At 31.9% G+C, this 23,160-nt stretch carries 23 protein-coding genes; 18 read left to right on the top strand and 5 right to left on the bottom strand.

Annotated features, from left to right (window positions below; genetic code table 11):
- The first annotated feature begins 73 nt into the window (after positions 1-73).
- From BUR17_RS12935 to BUR17_RS12920, 4 genes are all read left to right on the top strand, one after another.
- Positions 74-304, top strand: coding sequence for a hypothetical protein (locus BUR17_RS12935; RefSeq protein WP_074230773.1), 231 nt, complete (start codon positions 74-76; stop codon positions 302-304).
- 62 nt (positions 305-366) lie between these two features.
- Positions 367-1,128 (top strand): SMODS-associated NUDIX domain-containing protein, encoded by a 762-nt coding sequence (locus BUR17_RS12930; RefSeq protein ID WP_074230772.1) that lies wholly within the window; start codon positions 367-369, stop codon positions 1,126-1,128.
- Positions 1,129-2,301: a nucleotidyltransferase domain-containing protein gene (locus tag BUR17_RS12925; RefSeq protein ID WP_074230771.1), complete on the top strand. Its 1,173-nt coding sequence runs from the start codon at positions 1,129-1,131 to the stop codon at positions 2,299-2,301.
- Positions 2,270-2,725 (top strand): hypothetical protein, encoded by a 456-nt coding sequence (locus tag BUR17_RS12920; protein WP_074230770.1) that lies wholly within the window; start codon positions 2,270-2,272, stop codon positions 2,723-2,725. Before BUR17_RS12925 ends, BUR17_RS12920 begins: the two co-directional genes overlap by 32 nt.
- Before the next feature lie 83 nt (positions 2,726-2,808).
- Here the strand turns inward: BUR17_RS12920 and BUR17_RS12915 are convergent, their stop codons facing one another.
- Genes BUR17_RS12915 through BUR17_RS12905 form a run of 3 tightly spaced genes read right to left on the bottom strand, consistent with a single transcriptional unit; the run spans position 2,809 to position 5,248 of the window.
- Positions 2,809-3,432, bottom strand: a complete 624-nt coding sequence (locus BUR17_RS12915) for a hypothetical protein (RefSeq protein WP_074230769.1) — start codon at positions 3,430-3,432, stop codon at positions 2,809-2,811.
- A 29-nt stretch (positions 3,433-3,461) separates the two neighbouring features.
- Positions 3,462-4,196: a class I SAM-dependent methyltransferase gene (locus BUR17_RS12910; protein WP_074230768.1), complete on the bottom strand. Its 735-nt coding sequence runs from the start codon at positions 4,194-4,196 to the stop codon at positions 3,462-3,464.
- Between the two features lie 56 nt (positions 4,197-4,252).
- Positions 4,253-5,248, bottom strand: coding sequence for a DUF2971 domain-containing protein (locus tag BUR17_RS12905; protein WP_074230767.1), 996 nt, complete (start codon positions 5,246-5,248; stop codon positions 4,253-4,255).
- Between the two features lie 488 nt (positions 5,249-5,736).
- Between BUR17_RS12905 and BUR17_RS12900 the strand changes: the two genes are divergently transcribed.
- The 14 genes from BUR17_RS12900 (at position 5,737) to BUR17_RS12835 (ending at position 21,760) form a co-directional block, all read left to right on the top strand.
- Entirely contained in the window at positions 5,737-6,237 is a 501-nt protein-coding gene (locus BUR17_RS12900) for a M15 family metallopeptidase (RefSeq protein WP_074231228.1), read from the top strand.
- A gap of 85 nt (positions 6,238-6,322) precedes the next feature.
- Complete coding sequence (locus tag BUR17_RS12895; protein ID WP_074230766.1) at positions 6,323-7,360, top strand: patatin-like phospholipase family protein; 1,038 nt, start codon at positions 6,323-6,325, stop codon at positions 7,358-7,360.
- 158 nt (positions 7,361-7,518) lie between these two features.
- On the top strand, positions 7,519-7,782 hold the full coding sequence (locus BUR17_RS12890) for a hypothetical protein (protein ID WP_074230765.1): 264 nt from the start codon (positions 7,519-7,521) through the stop codon (positions 7,780-7,782).
- A gap of 302 nt (positions 7,783-8,084) precedes the next feature.
- Positions 8,085-10,394 (top strand): hypothetical protein, encoded by a 2,310-nt coding sequence (locus BUR17_RS12885; RefSeq protein ID WP_074230764.1) that lies wholly within the window; start codon positions 8,085-8,087, stop codon positions 10,392-10,394.
- A gap of 152 nt (positions 10,395-10,546) precedes the next feature.
- A complete protein-coding gene (locus BUR17_RS12880; protein ID WP_228418725.1) occupies positions 10,547-10,978 on the top strand; it encodes a hypothetical protein in 432 nt (143 codons plus the stop codon).
- Positions 10,979-11,263: 285 nt separating this feature from the next.
- Positions 11,264-15,352 (top strand): hypothetical protein, encoded by a 4,089-nt coding sequence (locus BUR17_RS20660; protein ID WP_074230762.1) that lies wholly within the window; start codon positions 11,264-11,266, stop codon positions 15,350-15,352.
- A gap of 115 nt (positions 15,353-15,467) precedes the next feature.
- Positions 15,468-17,207, top strand: a complete 1,740-nt coding sequence (locus BUR17_RS12870; protein ID WP_143747587.1) for a hypothetical protein — start codon at positions 15,468-15,470, stop codon at positions 17,205-17,207.
- Positions 17,208-17,215: 8 nt separating this feature from the next.
- On the top strand, positions 17,216-17,917 hold the full coding sequence (locus BUR17_RS12865; protein ID WP_074230760.1) for an EndoU domain-containing protein: 702 nt from the start codon (positions 17,216-17,218) through the stop codon (positions 17,915-17,917).
- Positions 17,918-17,935: 18 nt separating this feature from the next.
- Positions 17,936-18,307 carry a hypothetical protein gene (locus BUR17_RS12860; RefSeq protein WP_074230759.1) on the top strand — a complete coding sequence of 124 codons (372 nt, stop codon included), beginning with the start codon at positions 17,936-17,938 and terminating at the stop codon, positions 18,305-18,307.
- Between the two features lie 187 nt (positions 18,308-18,494).
- Positions 18,495-18,899: an SMI1/KNR4 family protein gene (locus BUR17_RS12855; RefSeq protein ID WP_084550602.1), complete on the top strand. Its 405-nt coding sequence runs from the start codon at positions 18,495-18,497 to the stop codon at positions 18,897-18,899.
- A gap of 183 nt (positions 18,900-19,082) precedes the next feature.
- Entirely contained in the window at positions 19,083-20,003 is a 921-nt protein-coding gene (locus tag BUR17_RS12850; RefSeq protein WP_074230757.1) for a helix-turn-helix transcriptional regulator, read from the top strand.
- Between the two features lie 115 nt (positions 20,004-20,118).
- A complete protein-coding gene (locus BUR17_RS12845; protein WP_228418722.1) occupies positions 20,119-20,664 on the top strand; it encodes an energy transducer TonB in 546 nt (181 codons plus the stop codon).
- 57 nt (positions 20,665-20,721) lie between these two features.
- Positions 20,722-21,273, top strand: a complete 552-nt coding sequence (locus BUR17_RS12840; protein ID WP_074230756.1) for a hypothetical protein — start codon at positions 20,722-20,724, stop codon at positions 21,271-21,273.
- 55 nt (positions 21,274-21,328) lie between these two features.
- Complete coding sequence (locus BUR17_RS12835) at positions 21,329-21,760, top strand: nucleoside deaminase (RefSeq protein WP_074230755.1); 432 nt, start codon at positions 21,329-21,331, stop codon at positions 21,758-21,760.
- Here the strand turns inward: BUR17_RS12835 and BUR17_RS12830 are convergent.
- Positions 21,749-22,291: a GNAT family N-acetyltransferase gene (locus tag BUR17_RS12830; RefSeq protein WP_074230754.1), complete on the bottom strand. Its 543-nt coding sequence runs from the start codon at positions 22,289-22,291 to the stop codon at positions 21,749-21,751. The genes BUR17_RS12835 and BUR17_RS12830 overlap by 12 nt on opposite strands.
- Positions 22,291-23,049 (bottom strand): type III pantothenate kinase, encoded by a 759-nt coding sequence (locus BUR17_RS12825; RefSeq protein WP_074231223.1) that lies wholly within the window; start codon positions 23,047-23,049, stop codon positions 22,291-22,293. The genes BUR17_RS12830 and BUR17_RS12825 overlap by 1 nt, the downstream gene beginning before the upstream one ends.
- Positions 23,050-23,160: the final 111 nt, after the last annotated feature.

Below are 23,160 nucleotides of genomic sequence, written 5' to 3'. Positions count from 1 at the left end.
AATTGGTATATGAATGAGGGCATTCATATTTTCCAAATTTAGTGAAAAACTTTATAACGGATTTGGTATATGTATGAAGGTGTCTTTCAGACATATTTATAACGTAATAACAAAAATTTTATTTGCGATGGCAACAAACAATCCGACCGGTGATGGTCACAGAAATGGAGCGGTAAGAGGTCGTTCCCAAACTTTCAACCCCAAAACAGAATTATGGGTGAAGCGAGATACCTCTAATGGTCAATTTATAGGTGTAAAAACATCAAGTAGTACGCCATTTAAAGGAATTCGTAAGGAAAAGTAAACCTTAAGCTATCGACAGAATAAAATTTGTCGGTAGCTTATAATAACCAATACCAATTTAATATGGCATTATTAACCCTTTTTACAGGTGTAGCAAAATCATTAGCAACAAAAGGAGCTGGTATACTCTGGGAAAATAGAAATTATTTAAATCTATTTTTCAAGACCAAGTACGGTGCTTATAAAAATCAGAATATTCGTTTTTCCATAGCAGGATTAATTCGAATAAAAATCCCTGGCACTAACAAATATCTTTTGGTTCTAAACAGAAGGATAGAAAATCAATTGCAGCCTGTTGGCGGAGTTTATAAAAGATATGGAGATGAAAGTCTTTTTACCAAATGGGGGTATAAACCCGATAATTCGAAAAACGGTCTTGATGTAGATGATAAGAGCTCGTGTGATCTTAGATTCATGGTTCCGGGAAAACATTGTATAGACGTTTTAAATTGGTTCGAATCTGGACAAGAAAGAGAAAATAATCCTTATCGGGAGTTTAAGGAAGAGCTTTTAGATACAAATATTTTGGATTCAGATATATTTTCACAAATAGATTACAAACACGTTCGAAGATTTTCAAAAAATCTTGTTTGGAGCGAGTTTTTTACATGCTATGAGATTTTAATTTATGATGTTTATGAGCTTATTCCAAACGAAAAACAAAAGAAAGCCCTTATACAACTTTCAAAAAAAGACAATGACCTTTCAAAAGGTTTTGGCATTGTTAGTTGCGATGATATCGAACAACAAAGGTTGCTGCAAGAAAATAAACAAATAGCAAGAATTGGACAACATACCAAATTGCTTATAAATAAAACATTTTAAATGATTGATATATTTAAAGATTACATTCTTCAAAGGGAAGAATTATTAGCAAGGATTGCGCAAGAATTACAACTGGATAATACGAGATTAGAAAGAATGGAGAGTGCTTATAACTCCGTTGCAAACGTATTAAAGAAAAATCCTGATTTTTTTGATGGACTTGAAATTGAAATCTATGCACAAGGATCCAAACGTATAGGAACCACGGTAAAACCTATAAATGATCAAGATTTCGATCTTGATACCGTTTTACACATTTATGATCCTTACCATTTGCACAGCCCTGAAGAAATTTACAACGCTTTAGTAAAAGCTCTTGAAAAAGATAGTTACTACAGCTCCATAATGGAAAAGAAGAAAAGATGTGTAAGATTAAATTATAAAAGTGATTTCCATATGGATATCTTACCTGCTTGTATGCCAAATTTATTTGAAAAAGAAATAATTAAAATCCCTGAAAAAGCATTAAGAAGTTGGTCTACAGGCAATCCAAAAGGTTTTGCTAAATGGTTCACCAGCATTTCAGAATCAGCAGAAAAGCCTCTTTTAAAGAGCTTTTCAAACCTTGTTCTTGAAGCAAAAATAGAAACTGAGGAGCTTCCCGAAGAATTATATTTTAAAACACCACTGCAACGATCAGTACAACTGTTAAAAAGATATCGTGATGTTTACTTTCAAAACTGTAATTATCCAGTTTCAAGCATTGTTATCACAACACTTTTAGCACACTTTTACCGTTCAGAAAATTCCATTTTCGAAACAATTGATAACATTATGTCCAAGATAAAGGATAATTATAATAGAGCTTTAATTGGAGGATACAAATTTAAAATTTTAAATCCAGTTAACAACGAAGAAGATTTTACAGACTTCTGGACTGATGAGCATTATAAAAGCTTTTATAGTTTTATTACTGATTTTCACACGCGATGGACAAAGTTAAAATCATCATTTGAGACGAGCAAAGAAGATTATATCCAATTATTTGGTGAAGGTATATATAAAAAGGCCCTTAATGAGCAAATAAGAACCTTTTCCAAATTTTCAGATAACGAATTTGTAAAGACCAGCAGTTTGATAACAAGTGGAACGGCATATACCAATGCTAGAGGAATAATTAACGCTAAAGATGGTGTAAAAAATGAATCTCATCACAATTTTGGAGGAAAATAAAAAAAAACAGCAAAGGAAAAACTGGTATCCATATTTACTCTCCCAGCAAATGATGTTAGAACACAACTTTCAGTGGCTAACAGTTTCGATTAATCCGAAAAAGAAGGCTTTAGAAGGGAACGGTACAATCATTATCTCGGGTAAATCTTACCGGATAAACATTTTGTACTCACCCTTTTTCCCATTTAGGTATGATAGAGTATTTATAACTAACCAAAAGATTGAATACAATGATGATATACATTTGTACGGAGATTTATCTCTTTGCTTGTACCATCCTGTAAAAGATGTTCCAATACTCCAAAATATCCCACTGTATAAGATAATTCCTTGGATTTCCGAATGGATAGTTTTTTATGAACAATGGAAAATTTATGGCGTTTGGTTAGGAAAAGAAATCAAACACCGAAGAATACCAATTTAACAAATCCAGCTCAATATTGAACTGGATTTGTTAATATAATAGTCTACGAAATGTCATGTGAAAGTAAAAAATAAATCTACAAATTAATATTCCTTGATTTTAAATTTGGTAATTATATTATTCAATGCTGATAATTGATTATCTGTTAACTTTCCATTTCTATTACAAGCTTGTTTTAAAGATAGCACATAATCAGTATTAAAAGAAGGCTTCTCTTCAGCCCATTTTAAAATAAGATTTATTTTATTAAAATGAGAATTCCTTTCATAACTTGTAAAGTTTAAAAATTTTCTGTTTATTTTTTCTTTAAACTCCCATTGTTTTGTAGACATTCTAGTTCTTCGATGTATAGATTTATAAAATTTATATTCAGAATCTGAAATAGCGTTTTTTGAATATAAATACTCAAGAACCTCTGCGCTTATACTACTTCTTGCATTCTCTTTAATCCTCTTTATAGAGGTGAAAATTTTATTTCCGTCTTCAATCCCTAGAAATTTGTTTATACAGCAATTTCCGACTTCAGTAATTGTAAAGTTTTTTTTATTTTTTATCACACAAATATTCCTGATAGGATAATGCCCACAAAGACATCTTTGTTCTTCTTCTGAATAATATGCAGAAGTAAATTCCCATTCTAGTTTTGCAAAATCCCAACCGTTTGCTTCGCTCAAATAAACTATCTCTTCTATAAGTTTGTACTGCATGGATTTTGATTGGATAATATCAAATTAATTTATTTTTTTTTCAGCATTACAACAAAATTTGCTTCTGTTTTATTTTGAAGATAGTCTTTCTTTATTGCTAATCTTTCCACTGGATTATAAATTCGATTATTATCTAAAAAACAATCTAACCATTTTTCTAAAAATTTAATCTGATTTTGAGAATTAATACTTTCTACATCAGCAAAATAGATTGTTTCAAAATCATTTTTATTAAAGACAGAGTCTAAATTCATTCTATTAAAAAAATGCTTAAAATATTCATTATTGTCAGGATTTTCTGGGTCATTCGTATGATGCTTATAAGAATGAACTTTAATGTAAATAATTGTTCCTTTTACTGAAATAGTCTTTATAAGGTTACCAATCTCAATACATTCTTGAATATTATAAAAATGCAAGATATTAGATAAAATTATAAGAGAATAATTGGTGTCTGGTAGATTATCAGCGGGAAAATTACTCTGTAGAAAAGTACATTTTTTTAAACTTTCACTATCAAAATTTCGTATTCGATTTTCTAGATGCTTAAGTTGAAAAAGCTCATTATCAATCGCAAAAATTTTCTTATCTAATTTAAGTAAGTCCAAAATAAAGGGTGATTGACCACAACCGATATCCAGTATTGCTCCATCTATTAATTCTTTTTCAAATTCTCTAATGGGATTACTATGTTCTCTGACCATCTCATCATTTGATACTGTTTCGAAATATAGATCCCAATATAATTTTAATGATTTATCCATAAATTTTTAGGGTTAATTTATTTTTTAATTAATGAAGAAATTAATTTTAATAATATTTAAAATAGTTTTTCAGATTCAATAGATACATACTTTTCACTCAAGTATATAATCTTAATTCTATAATTGATTTTACTAACTATTTCACCCTCTATGATATCTCTATCAATCTGGAAAACCTTATCATTATAGTTCTGCTGAAGCTCTAATAAAAACTGAAATAAATCTTTATTTCCCTCCCTAAAATAATATTCTGTAGTGCAGTTATTCACTTTGATCTTATTAGCAAATCTGCTGTTGCTGAAAAATAAAGTTGATAAAATTATTCTATTTATACATTGACGATCATAAGGAATATTCCTATTGACCAATCCTTTTAATTCGGCCAAATATTGCTCTTGATTAATAATATGTAATGGATGTGAAATCTTCCCTAAATCCTCTTTTGTAAGAATAATCCGCCATTCTTTTTCATACGCCCATATCTTATCCTTCACAGCAAGTGCATATGTCAAAGGTAATTGTGCATTTACTCCGACTTTTCCTGAAAGTTCCTCCCTAAATATATAGTCATTAAAATTAATGGTCTGTAAGATTTCATAATCCATTGGAAAACAAATAATCTTTTCAAGTTCCAACGATTTTAAAAAATCAGTAGAATTGAATTCTATACAAAAACCTAATTCGGAGGTGTAATGCGGCCAAAACAGATTATTATTGAAATCTTCTGTTAAACACAATACTCCACGATGCTGGTATACCTCTTCCGGGAAATGCTGGGTAACTAAAGTAAGAACGTCTAAATAGGGTCTCGAGGATTCTGAAACGTACTGCTCTATAAAATCATTTAAGTCCCATAGCTGACTGCTTCCTTCCATAATATCATTAAGTTTGAAAGGATGAGAGAAGTGAATTTTATTTTCAATCAGATTATCTATACTATAAGAACTAATGGAAAAGTATTTGTATAAGTTTACAGGTATCTCTCTGTGAAGATCAACCACTAAGTCTTTACCAATGAGAGAAATATCTTTCTCTTTTAATTTTAATTGCATGATTACATTAGTTTTTACTAATGTACTTATTAATTTTAGAAATATTACATTATTTACCTCAAAAGTAGAAATTGAAATTGGTTAATTATCAATACAATATTATCACAATAAAATATGATAATCAAACATTTACAATACATAGTCTAATTAACTTTTGATAAATAATAACTTTCGATAACAGGAAACAAAAAAATTATTGCAATCGACTAAAGCGTACATGATATGAAAAAAACACCTGTTTGAAAGTACAAATCTATAACTTTTAAAACAGAATTTCATATTTCAATAAAAATTTAACACGACACCTATTTACTTTAAAATCAAATAATTAAATACTTTAAAACACGTCACGTTTTGTCGCAATAATGTATTAATCAGTGTTTGCAGAAAGTTTATTTTTTCATTTAAAATGACACCTTTTTTATCCTCAATGCGTCAAGTTTTGACGTATTGCACCCCTACATTTGTTTTCTAAAGAAACTAAAAATATGGACAAAATAACCTTACAGAGAATAGAAAAATTACATCCTTTTGTGAGGGAGGAAGTAAAACAAATCATCAAAGAATGCGATGAAGCATTAACCGGAAAAGCCAAAATAAGAATTACTCAGGGACTTCGAAGTTTTGAGGAGCAGGAAAAACTCTATGCTATCGGAAGAATTACAAACGGAAAAAAAGTAACGAACGCCAAAGCCGGCCAAAGCATTCACAATTACGGATTAGCCGTTGATATCTGTTTGATTATTGACAGAAAAACAGCAAGTTGGGACACCGCAAAAGACTGGGATAATGATCAGGTTGCCGACTGGTACGAATGCGTAAAAATTTTCGCAAAACACGGTTGGGATTGGGGCGGAAACTGGAAAACTTTTAAAGACCTTCCCCACTTTGAAAAGAAGAATTTCCCGACTAAAAAAAGTTTGGTAAAAACGACTTGGAGAGCGCTTGCAAAGCTGAAAAGGGATGATGAAAATTATGTTATTTTTTAAAATTTTTTATTGAAAATAATTATAACACGTCAAGTTCTGTCGCCTCCCGATCCTATCTTTATTCTACCAAAATAACAGTAGAAAAATGAAAAAGACAACCCTACTTTCTTTAGATGGAGGCGGAATAAGAGGAATCATCACCTGCATTATTTTACGCTACATCGAAGAGCAGCTGCAGATTCACGACAAACCAAGTGCAAAGCTTGGAGATTATTTTGATTTGGTGGCAGGAAGCAGCACGGGAGCATTAATCGCAGCGATTATTTTGTGTCCCGACGAACAAAGAAAAGCAAAATATTCTATTCAGAAAGGTTTGGAATTGTATTCTGAAAAAGGCGGCGATATCTTTCAGGTTTCTTTTTGGGAAAAACTGATCAACCCATTTGGACTGCTGAATGAAAAAATTTCTCAGGAAGCTTTAGAAAAAAACCTCAACGAATTTTTTGGAAATTTAGAATTAAAAGAATTGATAAAACCTTGTTTAATAACAAGCTATGACATAGAAAATAGAAGAGCAAAATTATTCAACTCCTGGAAAGCCAATTTAATCACCGATAATTTTTATGTGAAAGATGTCTGCAGAGCTACTTCAGCAGCGCCAACTTATTTTACTCCGGTTCAGATAAAATCGATGTACGGACAGATTTTCAGCTTAATTGATGGTGGAATGTTTGCTAATAATCCGGCACTTTGTGCTTACGCAGAAGCAAGAAAAGTTCCTTTTGCTGAAGTTTTGAAAAATCATCAGAAAGCCAATTATCCGACCGTGAATGACATGATTATTATTTCAATTGGAACCGGAATTGAATCGAAAAAATATCCGTTCAAAAAAATGGAAAAAGCAGGAAAACTCGGTTGGGTAACACCGATTATTGATATTCTAATGTCTGCCAATGCAGAAACGGTGGATTATCAGCTTTGCCAGATGTTTAATACTTTAGGATTGAGAAATCAGAAAAATTATTATCGACTAAATCCTTCGTTGAAAAACGCTTCTCCTGCGATGGATAATGTAAGAAGATCTAATATTGAGAATTTAATTCAGGCAGGATTGAGCTATATTGATGACAACAGAGACGTTTTAAACCAAATTGTGCAGAAATTAATTAAAAATAAAATATAAGCTCTTAAGATTATAATTGGTTAATATAAGCTTATTCTATTATAATTAAAAAATAAAATTTTAGACTTTAAAACACGTCAAGTTTTGTCGCTCCCCGCTCTTATCTTTACAGTATAAACAAAAACACAAAAGCAAATCTTAAAAACTTTTAAAGCCATTTGAATTCGACATTACACAATGCTGAACAGCTCAAAACATGTTCAAAATCAATCCAAAAATCAAAAACAGAAAACATGGAAACACCCAATCATAATTCTGCTATTGTTTTTAATGAAGATCTCTATACGATTACTTGGGCCGACATCGAAAACACAGAAATAGACTACGAAAATTACCTCGATGATATTGAAAATTTCTTCAGAGAAGATTTTGAAAATGATATTCTTGAGGAAGAATTTGATACTAAAAAAGATGAAATTTAATTTTCAAATACGTCAAGTTCTGTCGTTTTGACATCTTAAATTTAATGTAGTAACCAAGCACAACTCATCCTATAAATTTTCACGAAAAAGTCTTAGAATTTAACATTCTCAAAATGTTGAACAGCCCGAAATATGTCTAAAATTCAACAATTAAAAACGCAAAATGAATCTTCCTATTAAAAATAAAGGTGGAAATCCGTTGCCGGAAACCACCTTAAAAAATAAGGCTAAAGCCTGAAGCTCATCTAATAAAAAGAGGCTTCAAAATTTTAATCTTAAAAACCTTAACAAAAATAATAAAAATGGAAGAAAATGAAGAATTTAACTCCGATTTTAATCCTGAAGATATCCCTATATCTGAAGAGTTTTGGAATTACATGGAGAATTACTGGCATAATAATCGAGAATTTCCAGAAAGTACAGAGGCCTCTCTGAATAAAAAAGCAGACTTAGTTGATGGAAAAGTTCCTTCGTCTCAGCTCCCTAGTTATGTAGATGATGTACTCGAATATGACACTTTTGAAAGCTTGCCCAGCTCCGGCGAAAAAGGAAAAATATATGTAATAACGAATAACAATACTCAATTCAGATGGAGTGGCTCGGAATATATTCAGCTTAATTCTGATGAGTATTTTATGACTACGAATACCTATCAAAATATAACAGGTAGAAAAGATTTTCATAATAATTCTGGAAATAGTGGTTATGCTGAACATAAATTATGGGTTGTAGGCTCGAATGGATCTAAAGCGGGTATTCCTTTCTATTCAGATGGGTTAGGAGTAGGTCAAATTAATTTTGATGGTGCGTTTAATTTAAAAGATGCTTCTGATACAACATTTAAGCCTATAAAAGCTTTAAGCTTTGTTAAAGATGGTTCAAATGATGAGCAGTTTTTAATGGGTGGCGGAGCCGAGTTATCTAAATTTTCTAAAGAGGATTCGTTTGTTCATTCAGGAAGAGATTTTACTAATGGTACTTTAATAAAAACAAATATAGACTATTCACAAAGTGAAGGTGCTCCTTTCTTATTAGAAATGAAAGGCAACATGTATTATGGAGGAATGGTTTTGGATTGTAAGGTACAGGGATATATTTATAATAATAATATCATAAATGCAAATGGTTATTCTACTCATGCAGATTTAACTTCAATAATTGCTTTAAATTTAGGCGGAAATCTTTGTTTTTGGTTTCCAAGATTATCTTATTGGCAAGGATTCTCTGTAAAAGCAACTACCACTACTGGTGGGCAATTAGGTTCAGTAAATAGAGTTTATTCAATAGACGATTCTGCAGACCCAGGTGGAACAAAAAGAGTAACTATTTCTATTCAAATATTGGCTACTACAGCATGGGCAAATAATAATTTTTTAACACAAAGAGGTGGTTATCACACAGGTACTATAGCTAAAACAAACTTCCCTTTATCAATAACAGATTATACTGGAGACCCATCTACTACACATTTTCAAAGTTACTATGGAACATCTTTTCATTTTCAAGGACCAAATACATGGTATAATAGATTAGATTTTCCTGTACATGCTGAGAAGTTATTCTTATATCAAGGTATTAACACCATTGATATGACCCTGAGAGGCTATATTCCTATTCTGAATGACAATGTTATTAACTGGGATTCAACTAATTTTAATCCATCCGATTATGTTACAATTAATACACCGCAAACGATAGTTGCTGATAAAATTTATGAACCAACTTCTGCGGTTTCATTCAAAGGGCATGATTTAAATCATGTAAATGTATTTAGACACACTATTGGAGATACAGGAGTTGTTTCAGGACATGAATACACACATTATAATACAAGATGGAAAGTAGGTAATAAAAGAGGTGGTAGTGATAACACTTTAGGTTATGCATTTGAGTTATCAATAAATGATGGTGCAATTTATGATGAAAAAGTTTTAATACAACCTGATGGTAATATTCTTACATCTAATTTTGGGACTGCAAGTGATTGGAATGCAAAAGTAAGTCAAAGTCAGTTAGATAATTATCTACCATTATCTGGTGGTACTTTAACAAGTGGTGGTAAAATTAAACCTAATGGAAATATTATAATACAGCAAGTAGAGGGTGGAGGGAATGCTACTGGTATGTTTTGGGAGTCTATTGATGATACTAAAAATATAGCAGGGGTTGGTTCTTTGACAAGTAATGGTAATTTGGAGTATTTGTTTATGGGATGGGGAGAATATCCTTACTCAGTTGCAAATTCACTTTCTGTAAATGATTCAGTAATTCAATATAAAGGAAATAATATTTATCATGCTGGTAATTTTAATCCTAATACTAAAGTAAATGCATTAGAAAATTCAAAAGCTATTGGTTTTAGTTCAGGCAATTATCCAACGCTAAATGGTGTAGAATATCCATACATGTATTTTGATAATGGTTCAACCACAGGTTATGTAGCTTTAGCGACACAAGATTTTGTGAATTCTAATTTCGCAACATCTTCAGAATTAACAAACTATGCAACTTTAGATACTTATCAATTACTGGTGATAAAATATTTACTGGTTTCGTTAAAGTACCTCCGGCTTATGATGGTGATGAAGCTGTTCCTTACAATCAACTTTTAGAGGCACTTGATTGGTATACAGTTAAAAACTATGATGGATTAGCTAAATATTTAGGATTTACTGGAGCTAATATTGCTAATGCACCTTATATAAGAACAAGTACAGATGAGGTTATAACATTAGCTACTGAAAAATGGTCTTATAATAATTTTGTGAGTTTGTCACGTGACCAAAATATTGATGGTCGTAAAAGATTTACAAACCCTGTTAGACTTCCGGAAGCAATTAATAATGATGAAGCGGTTAATTATGGTCAAGCAACAGAGCTAGCTTTAGATGCAACCAATACAAGATTTTTAACCCGTTCAGTTTCCAATTCTGCCACCTATGATTTATCTGGTTATGGTAGCCCTAAAATGACAAATATAGTCTGTAAAGGTAATGGTGGATTTAGTTTAGATATTGATGGTTTTGAAAAAGGAATGACTGTTAAGGTAAGTAATACGACAGGACAAACTATTGATGTGAACTTTAATAATGGAAGTGTAAGTACCGCTGTAGATATAAAAAATTGGGCTGAATTCCACGTAGATTCTGAGGGAGATATTATCAGAACCGATGCAAATTATGCAACTATAATTTAACGAAACTATAATTAATACAAAGAAAGAAGATTAGTTAAAAAAGGGACTTACAAAAGTGCCAAAACACTAATTTAAAAGCTACTTTCTATTATTCTGCGTCAAGTTTTGTCGCTTTCAGACACTATTATTGTATTCACAATACATCATTCCACCTATTTATGATTAAGAATCTGAGTGGATATTTCATAGCCTTACACCACTTAAAAAAATAAGCCTATTTCGGAAAGATTTCTACTAAAAAGAGCTTCCAAAAATTTTAATCTTAAAAACCAAAACAATTTTAAAATGTCAACAAATTTAAACACAAATAACTCTTCGCAAACGCTATTCAGATTTGCAGCAATGAGAAACCCAGAATTATCAGATCCGAAAAATAAAGAAAGAAGATTTATCTTCAGAAGCAAACAGGCAAAAGCATCAAGTAAAATCGATCCTTTAGTAAATTCCACAACAAACTTACAATCTGTATTTAAAAATCCTTCAGCAATTAGTGGGTTTACGATACATTCTGAAGATTCTTTAAAAACTCTTTATCCTAAATTTTACGATTTTGCGATCTGGGTTGCAAGAAATAAATCTACGGCTACAAAAGAAGAATTTGACAAACAGATTGCGCTTTGCAAAACGTTCGGAGCTTTAACCGTTGATCATGTTCTTTGGGATAATCTTACTTATCAGGTAGTTACTCAAAAAGATTTTTATGCAAAAGAACTGATTATGCAACTTCTTCATTTGGCGCATATTCTTGAAAACTACGATCAGTCTGAAGAAGCTTTTGAAGATATGAAAAAAGCAAAAGTAGTTTTACCAAAAGAACTATTTAAAGTATCCTCTGCAGATTCTAATGGAACATCAACATCTTCTGTATCTCAGAAAGTTATGTTCGATAACAAAGCAATGAAGTTTGCAGAAGCCACTTTAATGCTTAAAGAAAATGAGAACCTTACAGAATCTTTATTAAAATTAGAAAAAACGTACAAAAAAAACTATGACAAAACTTATAAGGAAGCTTATACTCAATATGAAAAAGAGGTAAAACCTATTATTGAGTCCGTTCGAAAAGATTCGGCTGAAGCAGACAGAAAAAAATCAATTCTAGAGAACAGAATTAATTATCTAACTCAGCTTAGCGTTGCCAATCCTGAAAAATTCTACGCAAACAGTGAACTGGATATGGAACTGCATCGTATCAAAGATGAAATTATGAAAATCACGATTCCGTATGCAGAAATGCCGGAATTTGATTTCCAATTTGAAACTCCGGAAATTGATTCAGCACAATTAGTCAGATCCTTAAAATCGCATGATCAAAACACATTAAATAGATTATTTGGAACAGCTATTCTTACAGATGCTGTAGCTGAAATTACTTCATTTGAAGAATTGAATCAGCACATCACTCAAAATAATCAAGCTTTACAGCAAACGGTATTGAATAACACAGTACTTAACCAACAGGTTTCTGCCACAGTTGGAGGTGTTGTAATCCCTGTAAATAATAATTTTGCTACTGCAGGATATATTCCTTTCAGCGTAAAAACTTACGGACGAAGTTCAACAGAATGGAGCATAATTTTAGCTTTAAATAGCAATATTGAAATCGCTTCAGCAAAATATAAGACGTTTGTGAAAGATATAGAACTTTCATCAACAAGCTTATCTTCTCTGGGCGGAGGATCTTATCTATTGTTTGATCTGCCTAGAATCCCCACTTCTAAAACCTACCAAGTTGAAGAATTTGTTATAGAAGGAGAATTGACATCAAAAGATGGGATTACTTATCGTTTTAATGTTAAATTAGTTATTGATCCGGATAATTTAGACAGAATTACTAAACAATACGCCTTCAGAGGAGCTGATGGATGTATGCCTGTTGAACCACCAAAAACAGAAACACCTGAAAATCCAGAGAACCCACCATATCATCCTTCTGAAACATCTTCTTTCATTCCTTCAGGATTTGGAATGAAAAATATTGGTGTCGCAGATTATTTAAAAGTAGAACAAAGCACATATTGCTATGTAGAAGGAGATGTTGCGCACATCGAAAACATTATGGCTCGTGAATACAAAGAGCGTTCTACCAGAAGATTAAAACGAAGCGAGTCGCAAACCACAAAGTCTACAGAATCTGAAAAAGAAAAGCTTACAGATACCACGACTACCGAAAGACACGAAATGCAGAGTGAGATCTCTAAAATGGCACAAGAAGCAAGAGACATGAATCTTTCTACCTTCGTAAATGGTTCTAACACATACCCAAGTGGTTCGGTTAATTATGGTATTTCCGCAGGGTTTGCTACTCACAATTCTAAAGAGGAAAGTAACCGACAGGCGGTTACAGAAGCCAAGGATATTACAGCAAGAGCTTTAGACAGAATTGTAACTAAGATAAAAGAAGAACGCATTGACAAAGTTTTAGAAGAATATGAAGAAAACAACAAACATGGTTTCGACAATACTAAAGGAAGCAATCATGTCGTAGGAGTTTACAGATGGGTAGATAAAGTAGTAAAAAATCAAATCTATAATTACGGTAAACGTATGATGTTTGAATTTATGATTCCTGAGCCTGCAAAATTACATTCTCTAGGAGTAAAAATGATTGATGCCTCTGAAAAATTGGTAAAACCTATTGATCCAAGAAGTGAGGAAGCTTTCCAAATGAGAATGAAAGATTTTTCATACCTAAATGGAGCATTAGGAGAAACAATTTTGAAACATTGGATAGGGGTCTACAATGTTGAATTAGGTCAGTTTCCTTTGACTAAAATATTTTTATCTAAAGGCTTCGCATATGGAAGAGATTTAGTTACCGATATTGGATCCAGCAATCATATGACCAGTGCTGTAGGTCTACAAAAAGAAATTGAAGTACCTGTGGGATATAGCGCTAATTATTTCTCCATTAGCGGAGGTGGGAAGCAATATACTAAAGATGGCAATACTCTTTTAAACATAAATGTTGGTAATGTTAGAGCATTAACTAACATTACAGATGGAATTTTCTCTTCAAATGGATTAATATCTAATATATCAGGTGTAGTTCCTGTAAGCATTTCAACAGACAGATTTTACTCTTTAGAAGCTAACGTTACACTTACTTGTACCCTGAATGAGGAAGGGTTACAGATTATTTTCAACAAAATTATCGAAGCTTACGAAGTTGAATTAGAAAAATACAATCAGGCTTTAGCAGAAGCAAAAGCTTTAGGGGTACAAATCAAAGGTTCAAATCCTGGCTTCTACAGAAAAATTGAGAATACAATTTTAAGAAGAAACTGTATCTCTTATATGATTAATCAAAATACAAATGTTGAATTAACATTTGGTAAAGGTAAATATCATAACAACGGTTATTCTTCAGGGGAAGAAACATTCTTAAATACAGATATTAAAGTAGATGCAAAATTAGATCAGTATGCTGCTTTTGTTAAGTTTATGGAACAGGCGTTCGAATGGGATATTATGAGCTACTATTTCTATCCTTACTATTGGGGTAATAGAAATAACTGGGATAAAATGTATCAGTTTGATGATAACGACCCAACATTCAGGGCATTTATGCAGTCGGGTATGGCGAGAGTAATTGTTACGGTAAGACCAGGATTTGAAGAAGCTGTAAGACATTTCCTTGCAACCGGACAAATCTGGAACGGTGGTGAAGTTCCTGTAATCGACGACCCATTATTCTTATCAATTGTAGACGAAATGCGTTCTGCATTAGGTAAAAAACAAGGCGAACCGTGGAGAGAAAAAATTCCTACTTCGCTAACAATTCTTCAGGCAGATTCTATCGGTTTAAAAGTAGAAAAAGCATTGCCTTGCAACTGCGAACCAGGAGTAAAGTTTGACGATCAGTTAGGTGAAATGTGTACAACTAATTTTGCGCTTAACAACAATCAGATTGGTCAGTCTGCAGACAAATGGATGGAAATCAGTTTTAATGAAATGGATGATATTTCATTTAAAACTATTCAGGATTTTAAAGATGCCGGTGTTTATCCTAAAACATTTGAATGTCTTGGAAATACATTTGAAATAGATGGCATTCCTGAATCTGAATCTTCAATAAAGCTTTACAAACGTATTGCAGAAGAACTTTCACAAATTGAAGGTGTAGAAGCCTATCCTACCGGAGAAAACGGAATTACCTTTAAAGTAAACGCAAGACTGATTAAAAACTTTGACTTTGCTGATGTAAAAGCAGAACCTGAAAAGCAGTTTGCTTTTACTACCGATGCAGACACTTATCTGAAAGTTACTTTGCCAAAAGTAGATTTCGGGCTTCCAAGAATTCTGGATAAACAAGGGCAACCATTATCCGCTGAAGAATATGAGAACCAAGCTTCTTTTTCTAAGTTTTTAGTCTAAGCTTTTTTTAAACTATAAAACCCATGTATTCGGCAGCACTTTTCTGTGCTGCCTTATATTCTCATGGGTTTGAAAAAAGAAAATTAATAAAATGTTTAATACTAAAAATACAGAAATGAAAAGTAATATAAACGCTCCTTCTTTTAATAAATATTCAAAAAACAAATGGAATGAGCTATCAAAAAACCAAGAAGAAAACATCTTCACTACTTATTCTGAAAGAGAATTAGCTGATAAATTTTATAATGGAGTTCCAGATATTTCTACAAATAATTATAATGTTTACACTGACGACGAAACTCTACAGATTGATGAAAAAACAATTGACCCAGTCATTATTCCCAACTATACATCTAAGTTTGATGATATTGTAGTAAATATTTATATGTCTAAAAATGGCTTACAGCTTCTTAGTATGTACAACTCATTTGTTCCTACAGAAGAATCTGTAAATATTTTTCTAGAAATCCATAGTGATTCTAATATAAATACCATAATGCGGATAAAAGTTTCACCTCAAATAAAAGATGTATCTAAAATACCCTTTGTTAAGCTGCAGTATTTTGTTAATATGCGCAATGTAAGAATTACCGCAGAAAATTTTAAAAATCTTATTGAAAAAGGAGCATTGGCTAATAGAAAATCATTTTTAAGTTGGTTATTAAGAATCAAAGATTCAACTTTTAAAAACATAGTCGAATTTTTTCAGGGAGCAGCCTTCAATAAATTAGGTGATTTTTTTGAAAAAGATATCGCAAAAGAAATTCAAAAATTGAGACTGGAAGAAGTAGATTGGAATCCTGCTGTCGAAAATTACAACCCATTTATTGTTCCGGCTGTAGTTTGGGAGAACCTAAAACCTTTCTACAATCATTCAGTTTATGATGAACCCCAAAAGAATTTTAATGCTGGTGAAAATATTATAAAAGGAATATTCGATAAATTCTTTGAGATTGTAGATAGCAAAAAGGCAAAATTTACTAAAATTATTTCCACAATAACAAGTAAGCTTCCCGAAAGTTTTGCAACCATGCTTCATAAAATTTCACAAAACTTTCTTAATGGATTGGATTCTCTAAAAGGGCAACTTCAGAAGTACACACCATATTTACAGTTTTTAGCAGCCAAATCTATCAGTTGTGTGAATGCATTGCTATGTGGGATTTATAATAGCTTGATAGATATTATTGCGGGTATTTTTTCAATCATAGCTTTACTCTTTAAAGGCTTAGCCGCTTTGCAAGACATTCATAAAGACCCATCAATAGTAGCAGATTATGTATTAGAATTTTTTGAGCAGTTTTCTGAAGCAATGGAAAAATTTGAGATCGATAAATTTCTATTTGAATGGGTAAGTTTTCAGATAACTACAACCCAAAAAATATATCAGTGGATCACTACACAGGCACCTAATATCTCTCTTGAGCAGGTATATTATTATGCAGGATATATTATAGGTTTAATTATAGATATTATCCTTGAAACCTTACTTACCGGAGGTACTGCAGCTGCGGTTAGGCTAATTGATAAAACGCTCGAATTTATGAGAAGTCCTCTTAAAAAAATGCAGGAAGCAATGTTTGCTGGAATCAGTTTTACAGGAGGAATATTGGTTTCTCTGATCGATTTTGTAAGTGAGATTTTTATCAAATTGAAAAAAGGTGCTAAAGCGCTATTTGATGAATTAAAAATCTGGATAGAAGAAATCTTTAATGTAGGAAAGAAACTGAGAGATTTCCTAAAAGAAGCGTACGAAGATTTCTTTGGCCAAAAGTCGCGGGACTTCTTTGAGAAAATAGGACTTCGACCTACCAAGTACGAAAACGGCGTATTTAATATGTGTCCAATAAAATAAATGAAACTATGGGAAATATGTGGAATTGTATTATTTTTGATACAAAAATAAAGGACGGAGAAAAATTATGTACTCTTAAAAATAAAGAGGGAACAATTACTTATTTTGAAGATATTCCAGAAGAAAAATTTGATTATCTTTTAGATGATATTGAGAAGAAAGCCAAAAAGGAAGGGAAAACGGCGAATGAGTATTTGGATGAATTAGCACGAAGTGAAAGTAGAAAAATAGCTTACAGAGATTTTATAAATGAAATTTCAAGACGAAACCTTAATGATTTAATAGATCATATTTTTCACGGACATTTGAGAACAACACTTGTGCGTAGAAGAGGACGGTTACCTTCAACAAAAGGAGTACATAGTGAGGAGTTCTTAGATAATATCATTAATAGAATTAAGCCAGGAAGTAGAAGACCTCCAAATCCATTAGATGATGAAATTTATCATGCAGAAGTCCAAATGAAAGATGTTGGTGGAAATTGGATAGATAAACTTGCACCTAATGGAAATGTTATCCAAACTACAATGTTTCCTAAAAACTGGGATAAGCAAAGAATTTTAGAAGAAGTAGCTGTTGCATGGAAAAATAAAATTGTAGATCCGAGTAATGCTGATAAGTTTATTGGAACAACTACAAATAATATAGAAGTTACTTTTTATATTAACAATACAACTAGAGAGATAGGAACTGCATTTCCTATATTTTAAATATTTAAATAATAAATTATGGTAAAATATAAATGTTATAAATGGAAACCATTTGACAAAGAATTTTTATTAATGAAATTCGATAAACCATATTCTTTTTTGTCAAGAATTTTTGAAGGAAATGAAACATCGGATTATATTATAGAAATAATAGAAGGTGTAAAAAAGACAAAAAACTTACAATTGGATGATTATGGCTTTGGCAATCAATCAGGCTTTCAAGCAATCGCATTGAAACCCGATCCTGCAGATCCTACATTACCAAATGGAGGAGTAGATATTTATGATATGCATGGAAATGATGAAAATGCAATACTTACAATTTCGTTAGATGAAATGTTAGAAATTTTGGAAAGTTTTAAAAAATTTGTCACTGAAAATCGGAAATAAAATTACCTAGCGGCAACCACAAGTTGCCGTATTTTTTATTAAATTAACTTCGAAAATAAATTGTTTCAGATTTAAAAATTTGTGATAATTGTGCTGATATTATTCTTTTAAAAAAAGACTTTCCTAATATTGAAATAATTAAAGTTTGGGTAAAAGAAATGAATTATTTAAATAGAATTGAAAAAATATTAATAAAAAACTACCATTATGTTATAAAGAATTTTTACAAAATTTTGGATACAATATGGAGAGAAAGGATGACTACTCAAGAGGCGGTTTTGTTGGTGAATCTATTTTCTTTGATAATGTTTTTGGAAATCATACCAATAAAGATGGATTGATAGAACAATTACAAGAAGACAATAAAACAAACTTAATTTCTCAAATTAATGATAAAAATATATTTGTATTTAACAGTCATCAAGGGTATTTATTTGCTTTTTTTAAATTGAATGGAGGAGATAATCCTCCTGTTTATGGTTATGCTGAAGGTCAAGAAAAAAACTCTTTTCCAAAACTAACAAATAGTTTATTAGAATTTTTTGAACTGTACTTAGAAGATGGAAAAGATCCTTTTAACCTATTAGATTAAAATTAATTTAAACCAAAGATAACTATAGTTTCCTTTTGTTGCCGCACGATTGTATCGTGCGGCTTTTTAATTACAACCGCTCATCATTAAAAAACAAATTCCAAAAAACTTTCAAAGAAAAAATAAAACACGACACTATTTGTCGCATTTACCGCATATATTTGTTTTAGAAAACGATACGAAATGAAAAAAGATTTTTACCTTACGAGATATGCCTTAATCATTAAGAAATTAGAGAGTGCTCCGGCTACGTATTCGCAGATAGAAGATTATCTTTTGAATTCTTTCGAATTTCAGGATGCGGGAATTAAGAGCTACTCTATTCGTACTTTGCAAAGAGATATTCGTGAGATTTCAGATCTTTTTAATCTTTCTATTCACAACAAAAAGAAAGGTGACAATCGGTATTATATTGAAAGTCGCCCGATGATGGAAGTCGATGAGTACAACCAAAAATTACTCGAATCTTTTCAGGTAAGCAATGCGTTAAACAATCATCCCGATTTTGCCAATTTTATCTTTTTTGAAAGCAGAAAACCTACCGGAGTTGAGCATTTTTATGATCTTTTCTTTGCCATCAGAAACAAAAGAATTGTATTGTTTGAACATTACAATTACAAAAACAAACTGATGACTTCCCGAAAAGTTCATCCTTTAGCGTTAAAAGAATCTAAGGATCGATGGTATCTCATTGCGATTGACACCAAAGACAAAGCATTGAAATCTTTCGGTTTAGACAGGATCAATTATCTGGATGTTTCTCCACAAACATTCAGAGAAAAATACAAATACAACTTTAGAGAACATTTTAAAAATGCTTTTGGTGTAATGAATCTTACCGAGCAAAACCCTCAAAAAATTGTGTTGAAATGCAGCCGACATCAGGGAGAATACATCAGAAGTTTCCCTTTACACCAATCTCAGAAAGAGACTAAAGAAACTCCGGAAGATATTTATTTTGAGTTTTTCCTCCACCCTACTTACGATTTTATGCAGGAAATTTTATCGTATGGAAAAGAGGTAAGAGTTCTTGAACCTATAAACTTAGTTGAAGACATCAAAAAACATTTACAGGAATCACTAAACAGTTATTTGAAAGAGTAGAATTTTGCATCTTTTTGATTACATTTACATAAATAATCATGTATTGAAAGCTTTATATCTTCTCTTTATACTCATCTCAACATTTTGTTTTTCTCAACAAACCGAGGAATTCAAGATGGTGAAAAAATATTATAATCAGCACAGAACAATGCTGAATACTGAGTTTAAGAAAAAGTTTGATGCCGAAAAAAATCCGTTATATAAAGCTGCAGTAAAAAATGACTTCCTTTTTTTTATGAAAAAAATGGACAGCATTGAAAATGTAGCCTTGATTGCAGCCTTGCTTAAAGTAAAAAATCTTGAAGATTTAAAAAAAATTAATTCTAAAACGATTCTCTTACCACAACAGGATTTTCCAAAGTCGATTGAAAAAACTGCAGATTACCCCGGCGGAATAAATGCTTTACGAAAAGAAGTTGCACAGCTTTTTTATGGAGACGGCGTATTTTCTGAAACTGGAAATTTAAAAACCAACGTTGCATTTATTGTTGAAAAAGACGGAACGATCAGCGATGTAAAAGCTGAAGGTGATAATTTCACTTTCAACCGACAGGCAGAAATTGCATTGTACTCTGTTTCTGAAAAATTTTTTCCGGCCTACACTAACGGAAATCCTGTAAGATATCGTTTCAGACTGCCTTTAGTACTTAATTTTGAATGATAAATAATTTTATCACCAGATGTTGTTTTATTATTTATCTTTGGCGAAAAAAGCTACATGAATAAAATTTTACTTGGATTATCTTTAATTTTCGGAACATTTGCAGCACAGGCTCAGGAAAACACAGAAAAGCAAAGAAAAAATGACATCCTCGCAGATCCTATTTTATTGATCGCAGTCCCTTTAGCTAACGTTTCTTACGAAAGATTAATTTCAGATAATAAAGGTATTGGTATTAATGCGATGATTAATTTAGATCGTAACGATGATAGGTTTACACAGTTTTCAGCATTTTACAGAATGTATTTTGGTAAAAAATATGCTTCGGGATTTTTCCTTGAAGGTTTTATACCAGTTACCACTGAAACGAATGACATTTATTCTTATAATTATGACGATGTTAACGGATATTTCTATACTTCTTCTGTAAGAAAAAATAATTTTACAACGGTAGGCATTGGTTTTGGAGTCGGAGGAAAATGGGTAATGAAAAACAATCTTGTCATTGAAGCAAGTGGCGGTATTGCAAGAAGATTTGGTGACAGAGATAAACATTATTTTGAGGAAGTTACCGGGAAAATAATGGGCGGAATTGGTTATAGATTCTAAATTTCCAAAAAACATTATATTGAAAAGCTTAGTTTTGCACTAAGCTTTTATTTTTATGTTTACAGACGAATATTTTATGAGAATGGCTTTTCAGGAAGCCCAGATTGCATTAGAAAAAGATGAGGTTCCTATTGGATGTGTCATCGTTGCCAACAATCGTGTGATTGCAAGAGCTCATAATCTTACCGAAACGTTAAACGATGTAACAGCACATGCCGAAATGCAAGCGATCACTTCAGCAGCGAATTATTTGGGCGGAAAATATTTAATCAACTGTACTTTGTATGTGACTTTAGAACCTTGCGTAATGTGTTCCGGAGCACTTTCCTGGTCGCAGATTTCAAAAGTGGTGATTGGCGCAAGAGACGAACAGCGTGGTTTTATCAATAAAAATTTAAGCCTTCATCCCAAAACAGAAATTGTTTCAGGAGTTATGGAAAATGAATGTTCAACGATTGTGAAGGACTTCTTTAAATCAAAGCGTTAAAACTTCATTCTTAAAAATAGAATACATCGGAATATCATAATATTTTCCATCTTTCTTCATATGCTGTTTCAAAATAGCCTCCCGTTTCATTCCTACTTTCTGCATTATTCTTCCTGATGCGGGATTGTGGGGAAAGTAAGTTGCATATATTTTATTAAAGCCTAATTCTTTAAAGCCAAAGTCAATAATGGCTACTGCTGCTTCGGTTACATAACCTTTGCTCCAAAAAGGTTTTGCCATCCAATAGCCCAGTTCTGCCTTATCAGAACCTTCGTCGTGAAGTCCGATTGCACCTATAATTTTTTCTTCTTTATCTCGAATTGCAAACGTGAACCCTTTCTTCTTATCAAAAGCTTCTCTTGATATTTTCAACCAAAATTCTGCATTTTCTATATGATAAGGATAAGGAATATTGGAAGTAAGATCGGAGAAAATTTTATCCTGAAGATATTCAACCACAAAAGCCAAATCTGATTCTTTTAATTCAGATAAAATAAGTCGTTCTGTTTCTATTCTTGGGAATTTTTTCATTACAAATCTTTTCCTAAAAAGTACAATCCTTTTAAAGTATGCAACCGGTCTGCAATATGAATTTTTTCCGTTAAAGGCTTGTAAACATGCGAAACTCCACCAGTTGCGATGACAAAGCACTCATCATTCACTTCATTGTTTATTCTGTCAATAAAACCTTCTACCATTCCGAGAAAACCGTACACCATTCCGCTTTGCATACAAGTAATCGTATCTAAACCTAAAACAGATTTTGGCTTTACCAGTTCAATTTCGGGAAGCTGAGCGGTCTGACTGATCAGAGAATTTAAAGAAGTTACAATTCCAGGAGCGATAATTACACCTAAACATTCACCGTCTTCAGCAACGCAACTTGCAGTAAGTGCTGTACCAAAATCTAAAACAATTTTTTTTCTTCCGGGATACATATTGTGTGCTGCAACGAGATTCGCATAAATATCGGTTCCCATCTGTTTAGATTTCGCAATAACTTCAGAAGGAGTCGTTCTATCAACCATTACAGGAGCGATCCCGTGAATTTTTCTGATTGCAGAAGTTATTTCTCTCGTTAATTGTGGCACTACGGAACCTATAATTACTTTTTTAATGTCTTTAGGATCAATTTTATAGGTTTGATATAAAATCAACATCTGACCATGCAGTTCGTCTGCGGTACGGTAAGGTTTTGTATTGATTATCCATGAAATATCACAGTTGTCGTCATCAAAAAGACCAAATCTGATATTGCTGTTTCCAACATTGATTACGATAGAATTCATTGACATATTTTTCAGCCGGAAACTCATCAAAATCTATTAACGAAAGATGAATGCCCTATTAATTTTTCAGAGGTAAAAATAATACTTTTCATTAAAATAAGCTTTTAAAAT

This window comes from Chryseobacterium scophthalmum (genome assembly GCF_900143185.1).
GTDB classification, from domain to species: Bacteria; Bacteroidota; Bacteroidia; order Flavobacteriales; family Weeksellaceae; genus Chryseobacterium; species Chryseobacterium scophthalmum.
The sequence above is the reverse complement of the archived record's forward strand: the minus strand, read 5'-3'. Positions and strand labels throughout refer to the sequence as shown.

Bases quoted from the DNA above. Each gene is read 5' to 3' on its own strand.
- BUR17_RS12865 (WP_074230760.1), top strand. From the start codon at position 17,216: ATGGGAAATATGTGGAATTGTATTATTTTTGATACAAAAATAAAGGAC.
- BUR17_RS20660 (WP_074230762.1), top strand. From the start codon at position 11,264: ATGTCAACAAATTTAAACACAAATAACTCTTCGCAAACGCTATTCAGA.
- BUR17_RS12930 (WP_074230772.1), top strand. From the start codon at position 367: ATGGCATTATTAACCCTTTTTACAGGTGTAGCAAAATCATTAGCAACA.
- BUR17_RS12840 (WP_074230756.1), top strand. From the start codon at position 20,722: ATGAATAAAATTTTACTTGGATTATCTTTAATTTTCGGAACATTTGCA.
- BUR17_RS12905 (WP_074230767.1), bottom strand. From the start codon at position 5,248: ATGCAATTAAAATTAAAAGAGAAAGATATTTCTCTCATTGGTAAAGAC.
- BUR17_RS12885 (WP_074230764.1), top strand. From the start codon at position 8,085: ATGGAAGAAAATGAAGAATTTAACTCCGATTTTAATCCTGAAGATATC.
- BUR17_RS12900 (WP_074231228.1), top strand. From the start codon at position 5,737: ATGGACAAAATAACCTTACAGAGAATAGAAAAATTACATCCTTTTGTG.
- BUR17_RS12835 (WP_074230755.1), top strand. From the start codon at position 21,329: ATGTTTACAGACGAATATTTTATGAGAATGGCTTTTCAGGAAGCCCAG.
- BUR17_RS12845 (WP_228418722.1), top strand. From the start codon at position 20,119: ATGGTGAAAAAATATTATAATCAGCACAGAACAATGCTGAATACTGAG.
- BUR17_RS12920 (WP_074230770.1), top strand. From the start codon at position 2,270: ATGAATCTCATCACAATTTTGGAGGAAAATAAAAAAAAACAGCAAAGG.
- BUR17_RS12860 (WP_074230759.1), top strand. From the start codon at position 17,936: ATGGTAAAATATAAATGTTATAAATGGAAACCATTTGACAAAGAATTT.
- BUR17_RS12830 (WP_074230754.1), bottom strand. From the start codon at position 22,291: ATGAAAAAATTCCCAAGAATAGAAACAGAACGACTTATTTTATCTGAA.
- BUR17_RS12925 (WP_074230771.1), top strand. From the start codon at position 1,129: ATGATTGATATATTTAAAGATTACATTCTTCAAAGGGAAGAATTATTA.
- BUR17_RS12910 (WP_074230768.1), bottom strand. From the start codon at position 4,196: ATGGATAAATCATTAAAATTATATTGGGATCTATATTTCGAAACAGTA.
- BUR17_RS12850 (WP_074230757.1), top strand. From the start codon at position 19,083: ATGAAAAAAGATTTTTACCTTACGAGATATGCCTTAATCATTAAGAAA.
- BUR17_RS12915 (WP_074230769.1), bottom strand. From the start codon at position 3,432: ATGCAGTACAAACTTATAGAAGAGATAGTTTATTTGAGCGAAGCAAAC.
- BUR17_RS12895 (WP_074230766.1), top strand. From the start codon at position 6,323: ATGAAAAAGACAACCCTACTTTCTTTAGATGGAGGCGGAATAAGAGGA.
- BUR17_RS12870 (WP_143747587.1), top strand. From the start codon at position 15,468: ATGAAAAGTAATATAAACGCTCCTTCTTTTAATAAATATTCAAAAAAC.
- BUR17_RS12935 (WP_074230773.1), top strand. From the start codon at position 74: ATGAAGGTGTCTTTCAGACATATTTATAACGTAATAACAAAAATTTTA.
- BUR17_RS12825 (WP_074231223.1), bottom strand. From the start codon at position 23,049: ATGAATTCTATCGTAATCAATGTTGGAAACAGCAATATCAGATTTGGT.